This is a genomic window from Acidisoma sibiricum (genome assembly GCF_057837225.1).
On sequence record NZ_JBYQFD010000003.1, the window covers coordinates 1 to 19537 of the forward strand.

24 protein-coding genes and 1 pseudogene are annotated in these 19537 nt (G+C 57.0%); 15 read left to right on the forward strand and 10 right to left on the reverse strand.

Annotation, left to right across the window (positions count from 1 at the left end):
* Positions 1-40: 40 nt before the first annotated feature.
* On the reverse strand, positions 41-439 hold the full coding sequence (locus tag AC3G7M_RS21015; protein ID WP_489217185.1) for a hypothetical protein: 399 nt from the start codon (positions 437-439) through the stop codon (positions 41-43).
* 324 nt (positions 440-763) lie between these two features.
* Here AC3G7M_RS21015 and AC3G7M_RS21020 point away from each other — a divergent pair, with 324 nt between their 5' ends.
* The 3 genes and pseudogenes from AC3G7M_RS21020 to AC3G7M_RS21030 all read left to right on the forward strand — a co-directional run.
* A complete protein-coding gene (locus AC3G7M_RS21020; RefSeq protein ID WP_489217187.1) occupies positions 764-1153 on the forward strand; it encodes a plasmid mobilization protein in 390 nt (129 codons plus the stop codon).
* The gene (gene traI / locus AC3G7M_RS21025) at positions 1150-3117 is read left to right on the forward strand and encodes a TraI/MobA(P) family conjugative relaxase (protein WP_489217189.1); all 1968 of its coding nucleotides are present in this window, start codon (positions 1150-1152) and stop codon (positions 3115-3117) included. The genes AC3G7M_RS21020 and traI overlap by 4 nt, the downstream gene beginning before the upstream one ends.
* A 418-nt stretch (positions 3118-3535) precedes the next feature.
* Positions 3536-3652: pseudogene (locus AC3G7M_RS21030) on the forward strand (antitoxin); the annotation flags it as partial.
* Between the two features lie 313 nt (positions 3653-3965).
* Here the strand turns inward: AC3G7M_RS21030 and AC3G7M_RS21035 are convergent.
* Both AC3G7M_RS21035 and AC3G7M_RS21040 read right to left on the reverse strand, forming a co-directional pair.
* A complete protein-coding gene (locus AC3G7M_RS21035; protein ID WP_489217190.1) occupies positions 3966-4643 on the reverse strand; it encodes a recombinase family protein in 678 nt (225 codons plus the stop codon).
* 299 nt (positions 4644-4942) lie between these two features.
* Positions 4943-5665 (reverse strand): hypothetical protein, encoded by a 723-nt coding sequence (locus AC3G7M_RS21040; protein ID WP_489217192.1) that lies wholly within the window; start codon positions 5663-5665, stop codon positions 4943-4945.
* Here AC3G7M_RS21040 and AC3G7M_RS21045 point away from each other — a divergent pair.
* Positions 5665-6570 (forward strand): restriction endonuclease, encoded by a 906-nt coding sequence (locus AC3G7M_RS21045; RefSeq protein ID WP_489217193.1) that lies wholly within the window; start codon positions 5665-5667, stop codon positions 6568-6570. The two genes, AC3G7M_RS21040 and AC3G7M_RS21045, sit on opposite strands and share 1 nt — an antisense overlap.
* A 206-nt stretch (positions 6571-6776) precedes the next feature.
* Here AC3G7M_RS21045 and AC3G7M_RS21050 read toward each other — a convergent pair whose 3' ends face one another.
* From AC3G7M_RS21050 to AC3G7M_RS21070, 5 genes are all read right to left on the reverse strand, one after another.
* The gene (locus AC3G7M_RS21050; RefSeq protein WP_489217194.1) at positions 6777-7289 is read right to left on the reverse strand and encodes a GNAT family N-acetyltransferase; all 513 of its coding nucleotides are present in this window, start codon (positions 7287-7289) and stop codon (positions 6777-6779) included.
* 142 nt (positions 7290-7431) lie between these two features.
* Entirely contained in the window at positions 7432-8298 is an 867-nt protein-coding gene (locus AC3G7M_RS21055; protein ID WP_489217196.1) for an FRG domain-containing protein, read from the reverse strand.
* A 544-nt stretch (positions 8299-8842) separates the two neighbouring features.
* Entirely contained in the window at positions 8843-9217 is a 375-nt protein-coding gene (locus AC3G7M_RS21060; protein ID WP_489217198.1) for a tlde1 domain-containing protein, read from the reverse strand.
* Positions 9218-9345: 128 nt separating this feature from the next.
* Complete coding sequence (locus AC3G7M_RS21065; protein ID WP_489217200.1) at positions 9346-9735, reverse strand: hypothetical protein; 390 nt, start codon at positions 9733-9735, stop codon at positions 9346-9348.
* A 50-nt stretch (positions 9736-9785) separates the two neighbouring features.
* The gene (locus AC3G7M_RS21070; RefSeq protein ID WP_489217158.1) at positions 9786-10631 is read right to left on the reverse strand and encodes a hypothetical protein; all 846 of its coding nucleotides are present in this window, start codon (positions 10629-10631) and stop codon (positions 9786-9788) included.
* Positions 10632-10795: 164 nt separating this feature from the next.
* Here AC3G7M_RS21070 and AC3G7M_RS21075 point away from each other — a divergent pair, with 164 nt between their 5' ends.
* From AC3G7M_RS21075 to AC3G7M_RS21105, 7 genes are all read left to right on the forward strand, one after another.
* Complete coding sequence (locus AC3G7M_RS21075; protein ID WP_489217160.1) at positions 10796-11224, forward strand: bleomycin resistance protein; 429 nt, start codon at positions 10796-10798, stop codon at positions 11222-11224.
* Positions 11221-12210, forward strand: coding sequence for a tyrosine-type recombinase/integrase (locus tag AC3G7M_RS21080; protein ID WP_489217162.1), 990 nt, complete (start codon positions 11221-11223; stop codon positions 12208-12210). The genes AC3G7M_RS21075 and AC3G7M_RS21080 overlap by 4 nt, the downstream gene beginning before the upstream one ends.
* Before the next feature lie 178 nt (positions 12211-12388).
* On the forward strand, positions 12389-13372 hold the full coding sequence (locus AC3G7M_RS21085; protein WP_489217164.1) for an SIR2 family protein: 984 nt from the start codon (positions 12389-12391) through the stop codon (positions 13370-13372).
* 1144 nt (positions 13373-14516) lie between these two features.
* Complete coding sequence (locus AC3G7M_RS21090) at positions 14517-15161, forward strand: AAA family ATPase (protein ID WP_489217166.1); 645 nt, start codon at positions 14517-14519, stop codon at positions 15159-15161.
* On the forward strand, positions 15118-15402 hold the full coding sequence (locus tag AC3G7M_RS21095; protein WP_489217168.1) for a hypothetical protein: 285 nt from the start codon (positions 15118-15120) through the stop codon (positions 15400-15402). The genes AC3G7M_RS21090 and AC3G7M_RS21095 overlap by 44 nt, the downstream gene beginning before the upstream one ends.
* A 5-nt stretch (positions 15403-15407) precedes the next feature.
* Complete coding sequence (locus AC3G7M_RS21100; RefSeq protein WP_489217170.1) at positions 15408-16019, forward strand: hypothetical protein; 612 nt, start codon at positions 15408-15410, stop codon at positions 16017-16019.
* Between the two features lie 89 nt (positions 16020-16108).
* Entirely contained in the window at positions 16109-16270 is a 162-nt protein-coding gene (locus AC3G7M_RS21105) for a hypothetical protein (protein WP_489217172.1), read from the forward strand.
* A 67-nt stretch (positions 16271-16337) separates the two neighbouring features.
* Here AC3G7M_RS21105 and AC3G7M_RS21110 read toward each other — a convergent pair whose 3' ends face one another.
* Both AC3G7M_RS21110 and AC3G7M_RS21115 read right to left on the reverse strand, forming a co-directional pair.
* A complete protein-coding gene (locus AC3G7M_RS21110) occupies positions 16338-17135 on the reverse strand; it encodes a hypothetical protein (RefSeq protein ID WP_489217173.1) in 798 nt (265 codons plus the stop codon).
* 2 nt (positions 17136-17137) lie between these two features.
* The gene (locus tag AC3G7M_RS21115) at positions 17138-17653 is read right to left on the reverse strand and encodes a hypothetical protein (protein ID WP_489217175.1); all 516 of its coding nucleotides are present in this window, start codon (positions 17651-17653) and stop codon (positions 17138-17140) included.
* Positions 17654-18183: 530 nt separating this feature from the next.
* On the opposite strand from AC3G7M_RS21115, the gene AC3G7M_RS21120 reads away from it, so the two are divergent.
* From AC3G7M_RS21120 to AC3G7M_RS21135, 4 genes are all read left to right on the forward strand, one after another.
* Positions 18184-18684, forward strand: a complete 501-nt coding sequence (locus tag AC3G7M_RS21120; protein ID WP_489217177.1) for a hypothetical protein — start codon at positions 18184-18186, stop codon at positions 18682-18684.
* Positions 18685-18809: 125 nt separating this feature from the next.
* The gene (locus AC3G7M_RS21125; protein WP_489217179.1) at positions 18810-19094 is read left to right on the forward strand and encodes a BrnT family toxin; all 285 of its coding nucleotides are present in this window, start codon (positions 18810-18812) and stop codon (positions 19092-19094) included.
* The gene (locus AC3G7M_RS21130) at positions 19078-19341 is read left to right on the forward strand and encodes a BrnA antitoxin family protein (protein WP_489217181.1); all 264 of its coding nucleotides are present in this window, start codon (positions 19078-19080) and stop codon (positions 19339-19341) included. Before AC3G7M_RS21125 ends, AC3G7M_RS21130 begins: the two co-directional genes overlap by 17 nt.
* A 14-nt stretch (positions 19342-19355) precedes the next feature.
* Positions 19356-19532, forward strand: coding sequence for a hypothetical protein (locus tag AC3G7M_RS21135; protein ID WP_489217183.1), 177 nt, complete (start codon positions 19356-19358; stop codon positions 19530-19532).
* Positions 19533-19537 lie beyond the last annotated feature (5 nt).

Consider the following 19537-nt stretch of genomic DNA (forward strand, 5'->3'; position numbering starts at 1 on the left):
GACGAAAACCTTGACCGTGGTGCATCTGAATCCCGTGCTGCTACTTTTTAGGGGGGCCAAATAGCTCGTCATCATTTGGAACCCGGGTAACAAAGACCTCACGCCGTTCACTCGGGTCGGGCAGCCCCTCCAGGTGCCGCCATTCTTTTGATCCTGGGGGCGGTCCTGTTCGCTCCGCCGGCATAGGTTCGTTTTGGACGGCCTCGGCCGTGCGAGTGCGATCCGGCTGGTTACGGCGTGTCACGGGGATCGCATCGACGTAACGGCGCACGACCTTCGTGAAATGCGCGTATGTGATCTCAAGCTTGGCTTGATGCTCCTCGTAGATTTGGCGCAGCGGCATTCCACGATCCATCTCGGCGCGAATGGTGTCTCGGAGGGCAATGACCCCCATCCGGCCTCGCCCGTAGCGGCGGTCTTTTGAAACCATCGGTGGCATTGAGACCTTCCTTACGAAGCTGACGCATCGACTGGCCCGAGAATGCAATTCTCGGCAACTCTTAGCAATTGATATGCCTGCAAGCGTCATATTTGGCAAATAATGGCAATACAATGCAACTCTTTACAACTCCGCTCCCCTTAGGGAGAGAAATTGCGCTGAATGATGCTTCTGGTGCCGTCTATAGCGTAAATAATTAGGGCAAGTTGGGCATTTGTGGCCACAAATGTGTTGCGCCGGAGGCGGCGGGGATGCTTACTCGCGCCTGCGGCTCTCGACGCTGAACAGGCGCTGCGCGCGCAATAGGGTGAGGGACAGCAGAGTTTGCGACCTGAGAGGACCCATGATCGCCAGGCCGCGGCCGGCCGCCAAACCGAGGATCAGGCATCGGCCGGCCGCGCCGAGCTTGTGAAACTTCGCGTCAGCGCGGCCGAGCGCGCGGCGATCGAGGCGGGTGCTGCGCGGGTGCAGATGACGATCTCCGCATACCTGCGGGCACTTGGCACGGGATATAGCCCACCGAGCAAAGTGGACATCCGAGCCGTCCACGAGCTGGCGCTGGCGCGCGCCGATCTCGGCCGCCTTGGTGGGCTGCTTAAATTGCGCCTGAAAGATCAGGACGGGCAGGGGGCCGAGGCCCGGTCGATCGATCAGCTCCTGGCTGAGATCGAGCGTGGTGTGGCTGATCTCAAAGCGACGATCCGCCAGCTATGATTGCCAAGCAGGTTCCCTCTCCCCAGGGTGGCGGGCGCTTCGGCGACCTCGGGGCCTATATCACCGATGGGAAGCGCCATGCTGTCTGGCTCGGCCCGGAAGGCGAGGGGGCGGAGTGGTCACGGCTTGGGAGCTACGTCATCGACCAGGCCAATGATGGGCAGAAAGTTGCCGCCGCTTGGATGAGCAATATTGAAGACGACGATCTTGCCTGGGGGATCAAAGCGGTTGAAGCCACGCAAGCCCTGGCCCGCCCGGGCGCCGGGGGTGGCGAGGGCAAGACCATGCACCTGGTCGTGTCCCTGGCGCCCGGTGAGCAGCTGGATCTCGCTTCGATGAAGGAGATCGAGGCGCGGGTAGCCGACCGGCTCGGTCTTCGGGAGCATCAGCGGATCGCGGCTATCCACCAGAACACCGACTGCATGCACATGCACATCGCCATCAACAAGGTGCATCCGGAAACGCTGCGGACGGTGACGCCGTTCCAATCGCACAACAAGCTGCGGGCGCTCTGCCGGGAACTCGAGATCGAACACGATCTGACCCCCACCTCCATCGGTCGCGACGCACAGCGGCATATGTCGGAGGATGCCGCCCGGATGGAGATCCACCAGGGCCGCGAGAGCTTCACGACCTGGGCGCAGGAGAAGGCGCGGGCGCCACTGCTGGCTGCCCGTGACGCGGGGCAGGGGTGGCAGGCGGTTCATGAGGCTGCGGCCAGGCTCGGCCTTGAGATCAAGCCGCGCGGCGCCGGGCTGGTGGCAAGCCCCGTGGGATCTGTGGGCTACGGCATCAAGGCGAGCGCGATCGACCGGGGGCTCGGCATCAAGGCGATGACGGATCGCTTGGGCGACTACCAGGCGCCGCAGGCTGGGCGGCCGCTTCCTGAGGCGCAGGATCGCTATACGAGTGAGCCTCTGCAGAAAGGTGCGGCGGTCAAAGGGCTGTCTGAGGCCTATGAGCGGGCGAGGGCGCAGGCTCTCAAGGATCGCGAGACTGCTTTCAAGGCGATGCAGGCCGAGCAGGGTGATTATCGCAAGCGGCTCGATGCATGGGCTGACGGTGAGCGTCAGCGCATCCGGCACGGACGGTTCTCGGCCTTCGATCCGGACAAATACGGCAAGCTCCGCGATGTCAGCGCGCAGCGGGCCAAGCTGCAAGTCGAGGCCCGCGAGGAGCGGCGGAAGGCCAGCCAGAAAATCCGCGACACACACAAAATCCCGACGTGGCAGGGCTTCTTGGAGCAGCGCGCCCATGCCGGTGACGAAGCTGCTTTGAAGACGCTGCGGCAAGGTCAGGACCGGCGAAAAATCTTCACCGATACCCTGGTGTCGGCGGAGACCGCGGCACAGGCGCGGCACGTTATCCGATGGCGCCGGACGCGCATGGTGCAGCGCGACGGCACGGTCGCCTATACGCTCATGGACGGTGGGAAGGTCCGGGACGGTGCCGAGGGTATCGGGGTTTGGACGGAAACGCGGGGTGCGGCGGCGCTGGCGGTGCAGTTAGCGGAACGGCGCTTTGGTCAATCCAAACTGAAGGTGGCAGGGACCGACCAGTTCAAGCGTTGGATGGTGGAAGAGGCCGTGCGGCACAACGCGCCCGTGACCTTCACCGATCCAGGTCTGGAGGCGCTGCGTCAGACGCTTGCCGTCGAAAAGCGCAATGCCCAGGACGTCGCTGATGTCCAACAGCATGTGGCGCAGGCGAGCCCCGCACCTCCGGGCAAATCTGCCGAAACCTATAAGGCGTGGGAGGCTGAGGACACGGGCACCTTTGTTTACGAAGGCGGGGTGCGGCTGCGCGATGGCGCAACCGCGAGCCTTTGGAGACAAGGCAGCAAAATGGTGTTCCTGCGGGAGAATGGTTCACGAGAAGCCACGGCTCACCTCAAACCCGGTGACACCGCCGAGTTGCAGGTGGACGGGATCAAAAGGGTCGGTGGAAAACGCATCCGCCTATGATCTTTCGGAGGGCACGCGTGAGAAATGCCGGGCGCGGCGGCCGAGTGATCCCGTTTCGCGCCGTGCTGACCAGAGCAAACCCGCTCATCAAAAGACGAATCGAAAAAGAAATTCTAGGCAGCTTACAAAGTGCTGAATCGCCGATACTTGCCGACAGCACTTAGAGAAAGACAAGCGCCCGCAGTTTGGAAGCTGCGGGCGCAGCCAGTCTGGTGCACCGGCCGGAATTGGAGTCTGGGGGCGCTGCCGGCGTCACTCACAGGCCAGATTTGGACGCTGTGGGTGCAGCCAGCCTGGCGCACGGGCCGGAATTGGAGTCTGGGGGCGCCGACGCCTCGCACACTGGCCAGATATGGAGCCTGTTCGCAAGCTGCATTGGGCGAGACAAGGTGGGGCCAGATTGATGTCGCGAGGGCGCATGACACAGATGGCGAAATTATTTAACAACGGTCGCAGCCAGGCGGTGCGCTTGCCGGCGGCCTATCGTTTCGAGGGTACGGAAGTTTTTATCCGCAAGGACCCGCAGACTGGCGACGCCCGACGCGATGCACGCTGAAATCCGCGCCCATGGCGAATTGCAGCTAGCGTAACTCTAACCCCTTATTCTTGACAACCGATCTTATCGGGATCGTGGGCTTTGGGCGTTTTCCGAACTCACCACCTCCCACATGATGACGTCCTTTTATCATGTGGGACTGGGGATTAATAAAGTGTCTGCTTAAGGCGTCAAGCTGACGCTCGCTAGGCATGTCCCCAATGGCCGCTTCCCACTCCTCCGAAACATACGTTGTCGCGCTTGTCGTAAACTATACGACAGATCAAAGATTGCTCGCGCAATCACGGCAACATCAAATCAGCTCTTGGCCGATAGGGGAACCGAAACTGACCTCTCCATGGACATTTTCTGGGGTAATTCCCCTCACAAGTGTAGCCAAAGCTTCCTTGTTAGGCGTCGTTCCTAAAGCGCGGTAGAGCGTTGCCCGATGCACGCCAAGCAGCTTCGCGACCTCTGACACGGGGCGGTTTTCCTGCTCCACGAGCTGACGAGCATGGGCAATTTTCTCGGCCGAAAGTGACGGCTTCGGTCCGAAACGAACGCCGCGGGCTTTGGCGGCGATACGGCCAGCACTAGTGCGCTCGACGATCAGAGACCGCTCGAAGTCGGCTATCCCGGCGAACACGGTCAGCACCATGCGCCCGGCCGGTGTCGTGGTATCAGCCCAAGGCTCGGCAAGGGAGCGCAGCCCGGCACCGGCTTCCTTGATACGCTCCGCGATCTCCAACAGATCGCGGGTGGAGCGGGCGAGCCGATCCAGGCGCGTGACCGTCACCACGTCGCCTGCGCGCAGATGCTCAAGCAATCGCCCCAGCTCGGGCCGGTCGCGCTTCGCCCCGCTGACTTTTTCCTCAAAAATGCGGGTGCAGCCGGCCCCACGCAACGCACCTCGCTGCTGGGTGAGGCCCTGACCCTGGGTGGAGACGCGTGCATAGCCGATTAAGGGGCCGGCAGGAGGCTTTCGAGGCATGGATGGCCTGTCGCAAATCTTGTTGCATGGTTTCTATCACTGGCGACAAAGTTATGCGACACAAAAATTCCAGATAGGGCGGGGCTGGGGCGAAGTGTTGCAGGTTTTACGACAAGCGCGACACCAATGTCGCAGTTGGGTGGGAAGCGGACTGGTAGCTTTCGGGCAAAGGGAGCGGCTACCAGACATTCGCCGCCGATATCTGCACAGACTAGACGATTGATATCCTGCGCCTTAGTCGATGGTGCGTGATTCTTGAGTTTTGTACATTCTCGGAGCGCCGGAACGAAGCGCTCCACTCAGCCCTGGAATTCTGGATCGTCTGGCGTCGGAGGCAGCGGTAGCGGCGGCGACCTGCCCTCAGTTGAAATCTTCAGGCATAGCGTATCGAAAAGCCCCTTAGCTCGAACGCAAATCCGTGTAACAGCTTCGATCCGGTCGAGCGGAAAATGCTCGCTGTTGACCCCACCAAGCTCAACTGGAATCCGGTAGGAGACGACGATGGGCGTCGTGAGGTCTATTGTCATCCATACACCGTGCGCCATTTTGTTGCGGGCTTCGATGGCGGTGCGGATCGCGGTCCACGCCTCGCTAGTCGTTTGCTCGTTGGCGTGGAGCGGAAGGCGATAACGTTCAGAAAACTTTTTCGCCAGTTCCATTTTGTCCTTTGTCTCGATCCGAGTCAAAAGCTTCCCGTCGTCGGTTGACAAGCCGAGCAAGTCCCAAATGAACTGCTCCGCGCTCATCTCCATGTCGGAAAATGCCATGATCGCGTCGGCCATGGCGAGCTTGATCTTATCGGGGACGCCTTTCGAAAGGCGCTTAGTGTCGGACAAGTGCTGTTGCACCGTCTTATTGCCTTTGGCCGATCCCGGCTTAGGCTTCTTGGTGCGTGGATTCTTCGGCGGTAGGTCGACCATAGGACTGTCTAGATCAAAAGCCACCTGTTGAAAATCTTGATTTAAGCTGGCACTCCAGTGAGCGGCAGCGCCACCCCTTCTGCCGCCGGAAAAGTCAAGCAATGACCCCGCGCTCTCACTACGATGAGTTGCACGACCGTTACCACGCAGCCCTGACCACGAAGGCAGGCACTCGCTACGAGCGGCTGGCTGCCTTGGTCTTTAAAACCCTCGAAGAGGGCAATGTTGTCATTCACGATCTGAAGCTTCTGGGCGAGTCAACGATCGCGCATCAAATCGATGTCTCGATCGGCGCGGGTAGCGGGCGGCGGCGCGTCCTCATCGAGTGCAAAGACTTCGATGTATCTGGCGAAAAAGTTGGCCTCGATGTTTTGCGTAGCTTTCGGTCTGTATTGGAAGATACTGGAGTCAAAGAAGGCTTTGTGATTACATGCGTCGGTTTTACACGTGATGCTAGACTATATGCTAAATCCAAGGGCATAAAACTCGCCGTCCTGCGTAAGATCGAAGACAAGGATTTAGAGGGATTCTTTCAGTCTATCGATGTGCAGTTACACGTTCAATCGAACCGTGACTATGCGACAACCTTCAATATGTCTCAGCGAAACCACGATCAGTTTGTCGCGGAATGCGAGCGTTATGGCGTAGCCGTCTCTAGCATGAGCTTGCTCGATCCGATCTTTGTCGTGACGCCGGAGAGCCGCGTCCAATTGATAGTGTTTCTTAATCGGGAAGTTGATACGAAGCGCGGGGCAAGGATCGAAGGGAATCGATGGGAGGTTAAAACGCCTGCAGATGGGGCTGTTTTGCAACTAGGCGACGACGGCGTGAGAATCCCTTTCGACACAATCGTCACCAGTTACAAAAGTGAAATTCAAACGATCCATATGGGCATAAACCCCATTGCCGAACTTATCGTGAGCGGCTTGGGTGATGATGATATTTACATCTATGACCAACATATCAAACGTCGAAAGATCGACGCGAAGACGGGCGAGATTCTATAGCGAAGCTGCGCCTCTAGCCTCCATCAAACCAAGTGGTGCGTTAATCTTGAATTTCCCACCACGGTGAATGTCGGCTATCGAGCGTGGCAGACTGACCAACAGGTGACCGGAGTTGGGCGATTCCGGCTGTCGCAGGTTCTAGGACTCACGCAACAGATCAGCCGATGGTTGGCTATACAAAATCCAAGATTTGTAGACTAAGTGGCCTACGCTGCCGCCAGCACCTCCTGCCGGAACCGCCGATAAAGGAAGCGGTCCATTTCCGGCACGAACCGCATGACCTCAAAACTGGCCTTCTCCAGCACGCGTTGTGATCCCACGTTGGCCGGATGCGCGAAGGCTCGGACCTCGGGCAGCCGCAGTGCATGGTCGGCGACGCCCATGCAAGCGGCCACCGTCTCCGAGGCGTAGCCCTGCCCCCAGGCCGATGGATGGAAGAAATAGGCCACTTCGGTTCCCCAGCCTGGATCGAACGGGTCATCGTAGAGCCCGCCCCAGCCGATGATCTTGCCCTCTGATTTGGTTATGATGGTCCACGGCGCATAACCATTATGGCGCCGGCGCCATTCGTGGACGGCAACTCGGCGGCGGCATTCTTGCAAGGACCCATCCGCGTGGGTGTGCTGCATGGCCAGGCTATCGCCCAGGAACTCAAACAGTGCCGGCGCGTCCGCTAAACGGGGCCGGCGCAGGAACAGTCTCGGTGTCTCAATGTCCATTGGCAGCCCTTCCGCGTACAGCATCTCTGACCCAGAGCCATGCCGTCCACCGTAAAGGACCGGCTCTCCCCAAACCTTGGATGATGCACAATTTAAGAATTTCGTGACGGTCACAGGGCCTCGTCTTCGCCGCCGCAACCGATCAGTCCGGTTCCTCGTCCCCTTCGTCACGCAGAGGAATCTTGCTCATAATGTATTTGGCAGCGGACTCGATTTCGGGGAACAGCGTGCTCGGATTGATGTTAATCCCGTCCAGTTCATCGAGCAGCGGTTGCTTCGCCGAAGCTGGGACACTTACCCGAGTAACTTCGATTCCGAACTTGTTCTCGCCCCTCAACTCCGAACGAAGGCCAAAAATTAGAAATCCTCCTTGTTGGGCTAGGATTCGTTGGTTCGTCTGCTTCGGGCGAACGGCAAAAATACCTTTCAGGTCGGACAATTCGATCTTCGGTAGGAAATAAGGTTTCTCAGCCTTTATAAAATGAAGAAGCCGCTCGCCGACATCGCTGTCTTTGAGCGCTTTCGTGTCGGTGAGTCCGCGAATCTGATTTCTCTGCCGACCCGTGAGGTTTGATAGGTTCGCCACGCAACTCACCGTATCGCTGTCAAAATACCTAATGCTCGACTTGCGGAGCGTAAGCCGGACAAGCTCTCCATCTTGGGTCTTATCATTTGAGCACGCAAAATACAGACCGACGAGTGGGTTGTAGGTGAGATCAAGCAGGCGCGTGGGCAATCCGTAATGCTGCATTCGGACGAGCTGTTCAACGACTGTCTTGTCTTCACGGAATTCGTTGGGTTGGATCGCGATCAGCTCGCGCAATATGTCCTTTTCGACGCGGCGGTACTCGGTCTTCCGGAAGATTGACGGCTGGAGGATGTAAGCCTTGTCGGGATGGCCCCGGTAAACGTCGACGTACCCGCTCTTTGGCTGGGATTTGCTCAGATAGATAAACAGATCGGCTAAGCTCAGGATACCGGCCTCGGTCGTTTTTCTTGTGATTGGCATCTAGATCGTGGCCTCAAGGTTTCGCTGCTGCCTTAAACTTGTTTGTTGTTCCTGCCGTCAGTCACAGCAAATCCTTTTCGAACACTTCCGGCTGCAGGCTTCTGATTCAAGGACAGCGTATATTTATTGACCAGCTGCTGTTCCCGCCGCTAGGAGCGCCGTTTTTTGCGCTGATCCGCTAGACGAACCGAAGTAGTAACCGACCACCGTCGTCGCATTGGAAATCACAGCGCCGATGAGTAGGTTAAAAGCCGTGTCCATTTTTGCAAGATATGTAACGATAAGCGCAAGAGCAAATAGGCATAGAGAAAAAATTCCGATACTTGGCTTAGCCCAATATGGTTCCGGTAGAGAGGCACCACCTGTCGGCATAATCGCTGTTGCCTTCGTTGTGCCTGCGTCCTGCGTGGTTGGCTGTACTGTATCTTTGGAAGATTCTGACATCAACATCTACCAAACATTTTTAATAGATTAAAAATTTCATAGATTCGTTAAATTGTCAACAAACTCTCTAACAGAGACTTTTGACGGTGATCACGCTTGGTCAGCGGGTCACTGACAATGTGTGATCACCGGACCCCCACATCGTCAATCGTGCTGCGCGCTGGAGGCAGATGCAGCCATGTGACGTGTCCCCGTGGGGTCCAGAAAATACACCATCGTGGATGAAGAATCCGCTGCGGCCACACATGTCGTTGCCTGGGTCGGGGATAAGGCGAAGGCAGTCGTCCATATTGTTGAAGACCACGGGACTTCCAAACGAATATGTGCCGCGGGGTAGCGGACCGAAATCTTCTTCGCATTGTTTATCGGGATCGTTTTGATCAATCCCACGGCCAGAGTAACCCGTTGCCAGGTAGGTGCGTGCTCCGTTGACATCATGATACACGTCGCCTGTAGTCTGCTCGTAAACCCACACTTGAATGCCCTTTCAACCAAGTTTAGTGACAACTTTATTTACAGGCGCTGCTTTTCGAGGAGTTTGTATCCGGGGTCTACCTGGAGCGACTGTAAAATCTATTAATCTTCCCCTATGCTAAGAGCTCATCACAGAGCGCTTGCTTCTGAGATAAGTGCGCTGGCGCTCTTGGCAATTCCAGAAAGGTTACCAGTCGCAGCAGCAGCCGCGAGTGAAAGTAATGATCCTGCGATGGTAATCGCCTGATTAACAAGCTTAAGTTTTGCAACCGCGGCTTTTGCCTGTGCAGTGGCGTTGTCTATGTTCGTTAGAGTTGCAGACGCTGCTTCGAGGCTTGCGGCGACACCCGCAGTTCGTGCGTTATCAGCAGCTGTCCCAAGGTCAGCGACTTGCTGGTTCAGCAAGATGGTTTGACCTTGTGTCTCAGTCCAACCTGGAGAATTTCTTGCGATAGCGATGCAATTTGCGAGTGCATCACACGCATCCGCCAAGTTATAGGACGTATCCGCGACTCCCATGGTGCTGAGCTCCTAATACTTTCAGGCTTTAGAGAGATTATTCGGTGCGTTTATTTAGCCGTTGCCGTGGCTTCGGTCGCTCTGTAGTCTAGGAAAGCTTGGGCTGCATCCTGTGCTGGGACCTTTATCTGGTCAAGCATCTCCGGTGTCAGAATAATGTCACGATTATTATAAAGTGCTGTGTGCGCGGTTGCTATGTCTTGTAACGACTTGATATAGGCATTTGCTGCAGCAAGTTGAGTGGTCGCGGTTTCTTTGTCTTCAGAAAGCTGGCGGTTCACGAGATACCTGACCCATGGCGAATTACCTGTCAGGGCGGGTTGTGACTGATTATATCCACTTGAATATTCATTCAGCGAAGGAATGATACCTCGCTGTACGATTTGAATCTGAAAGCGTATAGCTGTCTGAAGTGGGGTTTGAGCGTGTCCAATAATCTGGGATAGTTTTTTTCCACGATAAGCGCTCTCAATAGAATTCGTAAGTAATGCTATAGCTTCCGAGATCAGAGTTACGTCGGATGTACTTATGACATTTGGCTCCGCTTTTTGGAAAGCGGTCAAGCCCGTCTTAAAGTCATTTAGATTTGTGGCGGAGTCGATGGCGTTGTCTGCGGCGAGCGCGCCGAGGGCTTCCATGTACCCACGGATTTTCGTGTCGATTTGAATAATGGTTTTAGCTTCAGAACTGCGATCAACTGGGGACGTTGTTGAGGCGCCCCATGCAGCGTAAAGGTCATGGTGCCAAGCGGGTTCTGCAACATAACTCTGTGTAAGATTTACGGCTATGTCGGGACTAGGGGCCATCGCCGCAAAAGTCTGTACAGCCTTCGGGTCAGAGCAACTTGCACATATCAGGAGGGTACAGCGTGCGGCGAGCAAAGGCAGTCTTGTCATCTGCGTGTTCCCTAGGTCTTGAGGGGCAGGTCGATTAGACTGGAAAAGAAAATGGTAATGAATAAGCAATATCATGTCGAGTCGAATGTCCGGTGCTGTTATGGTAGCCCATCCCGCATGATAACGTCCTTTATCATGCGCGAGTGGGGTGGTAGGATGAGGCCATGCTCAGCGCCCCCAAACTCACGCCCGAACTCGATGTCGGCAATCTCGACCGGTCGCTCGCCTTCTACGTGGGCATGATCGGCTTCCGCGTCGTCTTCACCCGGCCGGAAGATCGGTTTGCCTATCTTGATCTCGACGGCGTCCACCTCATGCTGGAGGAGCTCGGCGGCTCGGGTCGCTATTTCACCAATGCGCCGCTGGCCCATCCCTATGGTCGCGGGGTCAATTTCCAGATCGAGGTCGCGGATGTCGATGCGCTCTATGCGCGGGTCCGGGCGGGCGGCTTCGAGGTGCCGATCCCGCTCGAGGATCGATGGTATCGGCAGGACGCGACCGAGAACGGTAACCGGCAGTTCGTGGTCGCCGACCCGGACGCCTATCTCCTGCGTTTTTTTACCGGTCTCGGGCAGCGGGCGGTGACGGCATGACGGTGGCGCTCCCCACGATCCCTGCCTCTTCGCCCCTGGTTCCACTACCGAGTGGTCATCTGGTGCCGGTGGCGATCGCGGCCGCGGGCGACCAGGCGGCCTGGCGCTTCATCGATTTTTTTACGGCCAATATCCGCAACCCGAATACGCGGCGTGCCTATCTGCGAGCGTGCCAGCAGTTTTTCACCTGGTGCGACGAGCGCGGCCGAACCTTGGCAACCATCCGTCCCTATGACGTGGCGGGCTATATCGAGGCCCGGCAGCAGACGCATTCGGCGCCGGATGTGAAGCAGCAGCTGGCGGCGATCCGCATGCTCTTTGATTGGCTTGTCACGGGCCAGGTGGTGCCGATCAATCCGGCGGCCGCCGTCCGTGGCCCCAAGCACATCGTGAAAACCGGAGCGACGCCTGTGCTGGAGCCCGGTGAATGGCGCCGGCTGCTCGATGCCATCCCGACAGAAACTGTTCGCGACCTGCGAGACAGGGCGCTGATCGCCACCCTGACCTATTCCTTTGCGCGGATTGGTGCCGCCCTGAAGATGAAGGTGGAAGACCTGCGGCCGCGGGGGGCCAGCTGGACCGTCCGCCTGCATGAGAAAGGCGGCAAGCAGCATTCCATGCCTTGCCATCATGCTTTGGCCGAGGCGCTACACGCCTATATCGCGGCCGCCGGCATCGCGGAGGACCGTAAGGGCGTGCTGTTTAGGACCTGTCCGGGGCATGTGGCGATCACACTGACTGAGCAGCCGATGAGCCAACCCGATGCCTGGCGGATGATCCGCCGGCGGGCTGCCACGGCCGGCATAACGGCGCCAATCGGCAGCCACACGTTTCGGGCGACCGGCATCACTGCATACTTATCCAATGGCGGTCAGCTTGAGCACGCGCAGGAAATGGCGGGGCATGAAAGCCCACGGACAACCAAGCTCTACGATCGAACAAAGGAAAGGCTGACGCAGGACGAAGTAGAGCGGATCAGGTTTTAATGCAGTAGGGCCGAAAGCGGCAGTTCGATAAAGAGCAGTAGACCGGCGCTTTCGCATTGCGCCTCATAACCCTCATTCTGGGGTTTAGACGGACCAGCGGTTGCGCTGCCTGAGGCGTCCTTATCAGCATAGCATGCCATCACTCGAGAAACTTCTCGGCTTGGAGTCTAGGCAGAAAATGACACTGATTTTACTTACCGGAGCGGGCTTTAGCCGGAACTGGGGCGGCTGGCTGGCAAGTGAGGCCTTTGAATATCTTCTGGGGTGTCCCGAGATCGAAGGCGACCTTCGCCGCCGTCTTTGGGATAGCCAGCGGCACGGCGGATTTGAGGATACGCTAGCGCGATTGCAAGAGGATTACTCGAGATCCAACGACGAAGGTCTGGGCAAGATGCTCGATATTTTTGAATCGGCCCTTGCGGGGATGTTCAATGAGATGAACGATGGGTTTCGTGTCTCTTCATTTGAAAATAATCAAGATTCGGGTCGTCAAATCAAAGGGTTTCTTACAAAATTCGACGCAATTTTTACTCTGAATCAAGACCTTCTTCTCGAACATCATTATATTTTCGACAACAATGTTATTCTGTTAGGAAATCAACATTGGAACGGGGGGTATATTCCCGGCACCAAGTTGCGGGATAATATGCCTAATGGTTACGCTGATTCTTTTAAAAAGCAAGCACTGAGAACAGTCGACGAGGCGTCTTTTTCGGAACAAGGCAGACTTCAGCCTTATTACAAGTTGCATGGATCGAGTAACTGGATGACCTCTTCGGGAAAACGCTTGTTGGTGCTGGGAGGAAACAAAAAGGACTCTATAGAGGGTTCCTCTTTGCTTAAATGGTATCATGAAAAATTTGTCGAATATCTCAAACGCCCGAATGCCAGATTGATGGTGATTGGTTACAGTTTTGGAGATCGCCACATCAACGATGTCATTATAAACGGTGCCGTAGATAGCAATCTGAAAATTTTCATCATTGATCCCCAGGGCGTAGAGGTTCTGGATCATAGCCGTGTTTGGTCAGATGCTACAAAGGACGACGATCTGGGCGAGAAGTTACTTCCTCATTTTGTAGGGGCCTCTCGACGTTCTCTCCAATCAATCTTCACCGATGATCAGGTGGAATTCGCCAAGATCATCCGATTTACAACCTAGATCTGTCTCCATGCTTGGATAACCCGTTTCTGGCGCAACAACCGCACTACACTCCAGAATGCGCCGTATGAAGGCCGCTGGCGCCCTCCTCGGCTCCTCTTTCCCCTGCCGGACCCCTGCAAAGGCCTCTCAGGGCAAAAAACAGGGGTAGAATGGGCGGTTTGGAGGTCTGAGCTATGCGAGACTACGAAGCGGGTTATGCGTCAGGATCGCCCAAAGTTCAAATATTGTCGTCCCAAGTCAACGCAAGTCATCCCGTGTCATGTTTCTTGGCCGGTCCGCCTCTACCAAGGCGTGGCGATAATCATGTCAAGCACAAGATGTGGTTGCTCTCTAAGGGGTTTTTCAACGAGAATGCGACTCGCCAAGCGCATTCGGGTCCAAACCGGAAAAGCGGGGGTAGGCGGATCGGAAATTACCTGCCGCCCGGCACCTCCTCGGACTCCCAATCCAGGGAGGGGGAACTCCGATCCGCCATTAGTATCCCCTCCCCTCCCCCTAGCCGCAAGAAAAATGTGCGCAATTTGCGCCTGGTCTGGTGTGACTACAGGAACGCCGCGCCCGCGTGATCCTTGAACAAATCCGCTCGTCGAACGTAGCACCGAAGCGTATCGACCGACTTGTGACGAGATAACTCCATCAGCTTGAAGATGCCGGCCCCCGGCCTCGAGCGGCCCCGCCTTGAGCACCCCGCCGCGGCCCACGGGACGGAACACGGTGCCCTGAGAGCTACCTGCGGCTACTAGCCAGTCTTGGACGGCCTGCACCGGCCTCAGGCGGATCCCACGGAAGATGGCGACCTCCTGCCCCTGCCCTTCCTGGTCGGTCTTCGACTTACGGATCAGCACGCGCAGTCCGTCTGGCGACTCCGTCAGGTCCCTCACCTCTAGCGCCACCAGCTCGGAGCGACGGAACGCGCCCGCGAACCCGAGTGCCAGCAGCGCGCGATCGCGCTTGCCCTTCAGCGTGTCCAGCATCTGGCGCAGGATGTCAGCCGTGGCCGGCGCCTTCTGCACCGGTGCGGCGCCGATATGATGATCATCAATCAACGTCCATAAGGGCTATGTGGCTAGCCACTCATTTAGCTAGATGGCTAGTCATATAATGATAGACGTTCAAGCGGGCCGTGAGTTATTGAGCGTTCATGCACACGATTCTCATTTTCTCTGCCAAGGGTGGCTGCGGAAAGACCACTCTTAGTCGCGAGCTGGCGGTGGCTGGCGTCATGGCGGGCCGGAAGGTGGCTATCGCTGACCTTGACGCGCAGGCCGGTCTGACTGGCTGGTATGGCCGCCGAGAGGCAGAGGCGCCGGTTTTGGTGTCATTCACCCCTGGCCAGGACCTGAAGCAGCTTGAGGCATCGGGCGCGGACGAACTGATCATAGATATGCCCCCGGGCGTGCCAGGCTACGTAGCTAGCTTAATAGCTACTGCGTCAGCTATCCTCGTCCCATGTCGCCCGTCGCCCGATGATCTGCTGGCCGCGGCCGGCGTGGTCGATCTCCTGGCAGGGCATCCGCAATGGGCCTTCGTCCTGACCCAGACGCTTCCCCGATCCCGACTGACGGACGGCGCGCTGCGTCAGCTCGCATCCTTGGGACGGGTAGCGCCAGGCAGTCTTGGCGCGCGGCAGGACTACCCCCTGGCGGCGATCGAGGGGAAGGCTGCCGTGGAGACACCGGGCAAAAGTGCAGATGAAGTTAATCAGCTACGTAGCTACTTAGCTAAGATGATAGGAGTAAAGGATGGCAAAACCAGACCTCGGCGCGATGGCGCTGCCAAAGGCTAAGGCGGTCGCTACATCAGCCTTCAGCGAGCCTGCCCCCACAGTCCAAACGGCACCGCCCGTCGCAGCCGTGCCCGAGACCGGCAGCCCGCTCAGCCCGAAGTCCCTCACGATCAAGCTGGACGGCCCGCTGTATGCCGCCCTGCGCGGCTACTGCCACACGATGGAGATGGAGCGGGGGAAGCGTGTTACCCACCAGGAGGTCATGGTCCAGGCTCTCCAGCGGCTCTTGGCTCAGGGCTGAAGCACTTGTTAACGTATATTGTTAAATCGCTTGAGACGATCACATCCCGAGAACTGATAGTCGGCATATTCATCGGCGTGATCTGCACCTTGATAGCCGCCGGAATAGTTACAGCGTTAGGCTTCGGCGCTAGGTCGTTGTTTGGACGAGGTATTCCCTGGCTACTGGATAAGTGGTCTCAGCGCTCCGAAAAAAGCCGCCAAAGAAAGATCAATCAGCTTGCAAAGCAAGCTGAGCAGTTCAGGGCAATGATCGCTGCCGGCAGGACCGGCACAAATCTAATGCTCGTTGAAATTGCAAGGATGATTCTGTACGGGATCGTAAGCTTATTCGCAATGATTATGTGTGCAACCATGGGTTTATCGACTGTCATCGACACTGCCGAGGAGATAATTCTCAAAGGCTCCGTAATTGCTAACCAGGACATCCTCCACAAGGTGAATGTTCTCATCGTCAAGGACAGTTTTTCAACTATATTGCTCGTTGCTGGTTCAATCTATTTTCTGATAATGGTGGGGGCAGCTTTCAACAAAACGAATCTGTATGCAAATCCCCATAGATATGTCCGCTATCTAGAGGGTCGTATCGCCAAGCTCAGCAAGATCGGAAATTCTTAGGAAGAGAAGGGGGGCAAAGATGCCATGACTGCGCTGCAGCTTGGCTAGATAGCTACCTACTTACTAATTCCAACGACGGGGGCAGAACGGTGCAAGAGAAGAACGCCGACCGCTTCACGGCAGAGGCCGATGATATCAGGCCCCTGGGCCGTGTGGTGAAGATCATCGACCTGACGACTGAGCAGCAGAAGCGGGACAACGCCGAGCATGAGCGCATCCTGAGGGAACTGGCGAAGGACCCGGTGCGCTAGCGCCCTCGCCTGAGCTTCAGGGTGGGAGATTGCCGTTTATGCGGTGCTGTCAGGACGCCGGAGCCGGTTACTGGCTAAGTTCAACCAGGCCGGCCCGTAAATTCTCAGATGTCACAAGCGGAACTCGTGCGAGCTGGAGCTGCGCGAGCCCGCTCGAGGTCCAATGATCATTCTTATCGTAGGCAATGGCTTGCCTCACGTCCTCTAGACCAGCAGCCCGCATATCGGCCTGCCTGAGGACAACTGCAGCGATCGAGCTAGGATCGGGTATTGGCACGTCCAGCGCGAGCTTCTTTCCCTCCCTAAAACCGACCACAAAGTCGAATCTATGCGTATCCTGGCTGAAGCCTCTTAGGGACGCGTTTTTCTGAACCCTATCTTCAGCAAAAATCGAATTGAGTTCCGTCTGCACCTTTTCCCGGAAGCGGACCTTTTCGTGCTTTTTCGCCGCAGTCAGAGCGGCATTTGCAACGCTGGTCATAGCGTTTGCCATGCACATAACCAGATAGCGCGCCTCGGATATGGCCTCTGGCTGAGACCGAAGGGTCCCTTTTTCCAAAGAGATGCCAAAGGGCTGGGCGGCTCTAATCGCAGCCCGCTCCACCGCGGCGTTAACCTCTAATCCGGCTTCACGCACACAAGCTAACGCCGCTCCTGCGTCGGAAGCAGTGATTTCATTCCCGACAGCTCCGCCCTCAATCACCACAACGCATGTAACATTGCTCGGCAGCAGGACGTCCGTCGACACGACAATAGCATCCCCCATCCGCTGCGGCGCCTTTCGGGTGCTGAGCAGAGCGATGATGTCATCATGCCTCGGGAAGGTCGCGTTTGAGCCCGGGGATATAAATGTCTTTAGGTCCATGGTCACACCAAGGTCATTAGCCGGGGATAGTCAGGAAGACGCTCTCCGTAGGGGTTTATATTCGCCTCACCACAGACATAGCGAATCGCATTGTCGAACCCAATGTTTTGGGAAGCGAGAGGGCGAGCATAAGGTAGGCCTTGCATATTAATATTAAAGGTCAGCCTGTTGTCTGGCCACAAGTAAACGCGGTTTCCACTAACAGTGGTTGGCACTCCTGCGGGACGAACAGGGTGGTTAATGTGCTCATGAAGTGGTGTATCAACATTTAGTCTTATTACGGGGTAATGGCGCTCCATATAGTAATAATCAACCATTATACAAAAACCTGCCCACAAGGTGGTGGGGTAGGCGACGATATGAAGTCGGTGGTCCGTCACCACCCCGGTATCTTCTTCTTCGAGAAGCCAGAAGCTCGATATTCCATCATCTCTAGCGGCTGGCACCCATTTAGGGGTGCCAATCAGCGTCTTCTTTTTGCTCAGAAAAATGTCTACCGCGTTACGAAAGTCGCTCATTTCACAACATTGACAACGAAACGATCGCCTGTCGAGGCTTCCATACCTACGCGGCCGCGGAACCAATTAGTCTCTAAAGTTTGGGGAAGGCCAACTCACCAATCGACAACACAGTCTGGTTTGAAAGGGAGAGGCGCCGGGGTCATGGCTGGGGATATGTCAGTGGAAAACATGAACAAAACAGGAACGAACCCACCATTTCAAGGCTCTGTCCCTTCCAGCTCCGACTCGGGGCCGGAAATCCGCTGGCTGATCAAAGACTTGCGGGGTTAGCCTGAACCACAGCATGATGCGCGACCCCCGGATGGGCCGGGGCTGAGTCGTGCTGTGCGGATTTGAAGATGACCGGAAAATAGAAAGGGCGCCCGAAGGCGCCCCGTAACTTTGGCAGGTAGGGTTTGGCGACCCGAACCGCGTGAGAACGTTTGCTTCACGCATCCTGCCAACATGCTGAGCTTTTTACAAGGCCCTAGCGGTCAACGGGTAATTGCGTCCTGACGGTGCCCTTCCTCCCGGCTGAGAGGAAGACGATGACCTATGCCCTAAGCCCGTCGCAGGCGGGCCAGCTGGCGGCGCGTGGCCGCGTGCTGCTGCGCCGACGCCAGATCACGGTCCACCAGGCCGCGCTCCTCGATGCCATGCTCTGGGGTGCCAGACGGCCGGGCAGCGCCCTGCTGACGGCCTCCCTGAAGGTCCTGGCCAGGCTGGCAGGGCAGGGGCGGAGCACGGTCGCAGAGGGCATCAAGCGCCTGGCCGAGCTGGGCCTGATATCGAAGATCAGGCGCCGTGCCCGCGTGGTCTGGGGCGGGTCCGTGGCGTCACGGCAGATCGCCAACGCCTATGTGCTTCGGGCGGACGACACAGAGTCCGGGAGCCGGACCGCTCAGATAAAGCCTCAGACTATAATCTCTATTCTGGAGACCCCCAGCAGCACCCAGAGGGCAGCGGCAGAAGCATTGAAGCGTGTCACGGAAAGACGGCTTCAAGCGTTATGGGACACTTCACATGGGCATATTCGCCAATCCCGATGATGACGTGTCCGCACTTCAGCGCAAAGCAGAAGGAGGCCTCGGTCAGAGAGAGGATGCAGTCAGACAGACCCATCCGGGATCAGGAGAGACTTGCTAATGTGTAGACAAATCGCTACACATTTGCTATGGAGATAGCGGGCTTTGAGTGGGATAGCGGCAACTGGCCTAAGTGCGGCAAGCACGGAGTTTCACGCGCCGAGATAGAGCAGGTGTTATTGGGTGAGCCTGCCGTGATGGCCGATCCTTTTCAGGGGGAGCCACGCCTGCGGGCGATCGGGAAGACTGAGGTGGGTCGCTACGTTTTCCTCGTGTTCATGCTTCGAGAAAGCGACGGTGTCATCAAGCTGCGGCCCATCAGCGCCCGTTACATGCACCAGAAGGAGGTCGAGCATTATGAAGGCCAAGGTTAAGTCCATGCCATCGCTGCGCAGTGACGCGGCAGCCGAACAGTTCGTCGCAAAGGCAGACCTGTCCAAATACGATTTGTCTGGCTTCAAGCCGATGCGTTTCGAGATTGCGCCAAAGGAAGCTGCCCTGAACATGCGCCTGCCCGGTGCTCTGCTGGAAGCAGTGAAGGCCAAAGCCAAGGCCAGGGGCGTTCCCTATGCGCGCTACGTACGGATGCTGCTGGAAGCGGACGTGGCTCAGTCACGGTGATGTGAGGTGACGTGATGAACAAAGCACTCGTCAGGCATGACCTTGGCCTGGGCAACCTTCCTCCCTTGACGGAGAAGCAGAAGGTTCAGCTGGCTGTCTTGGAGAGCCAGGCCGACAGCGAGATCGACCACAGCGACATAGCCTCGCTCACCGAAGACTTTTGGAAAAGTGCAGAACCTAGGCGCTTCTAAAAGCC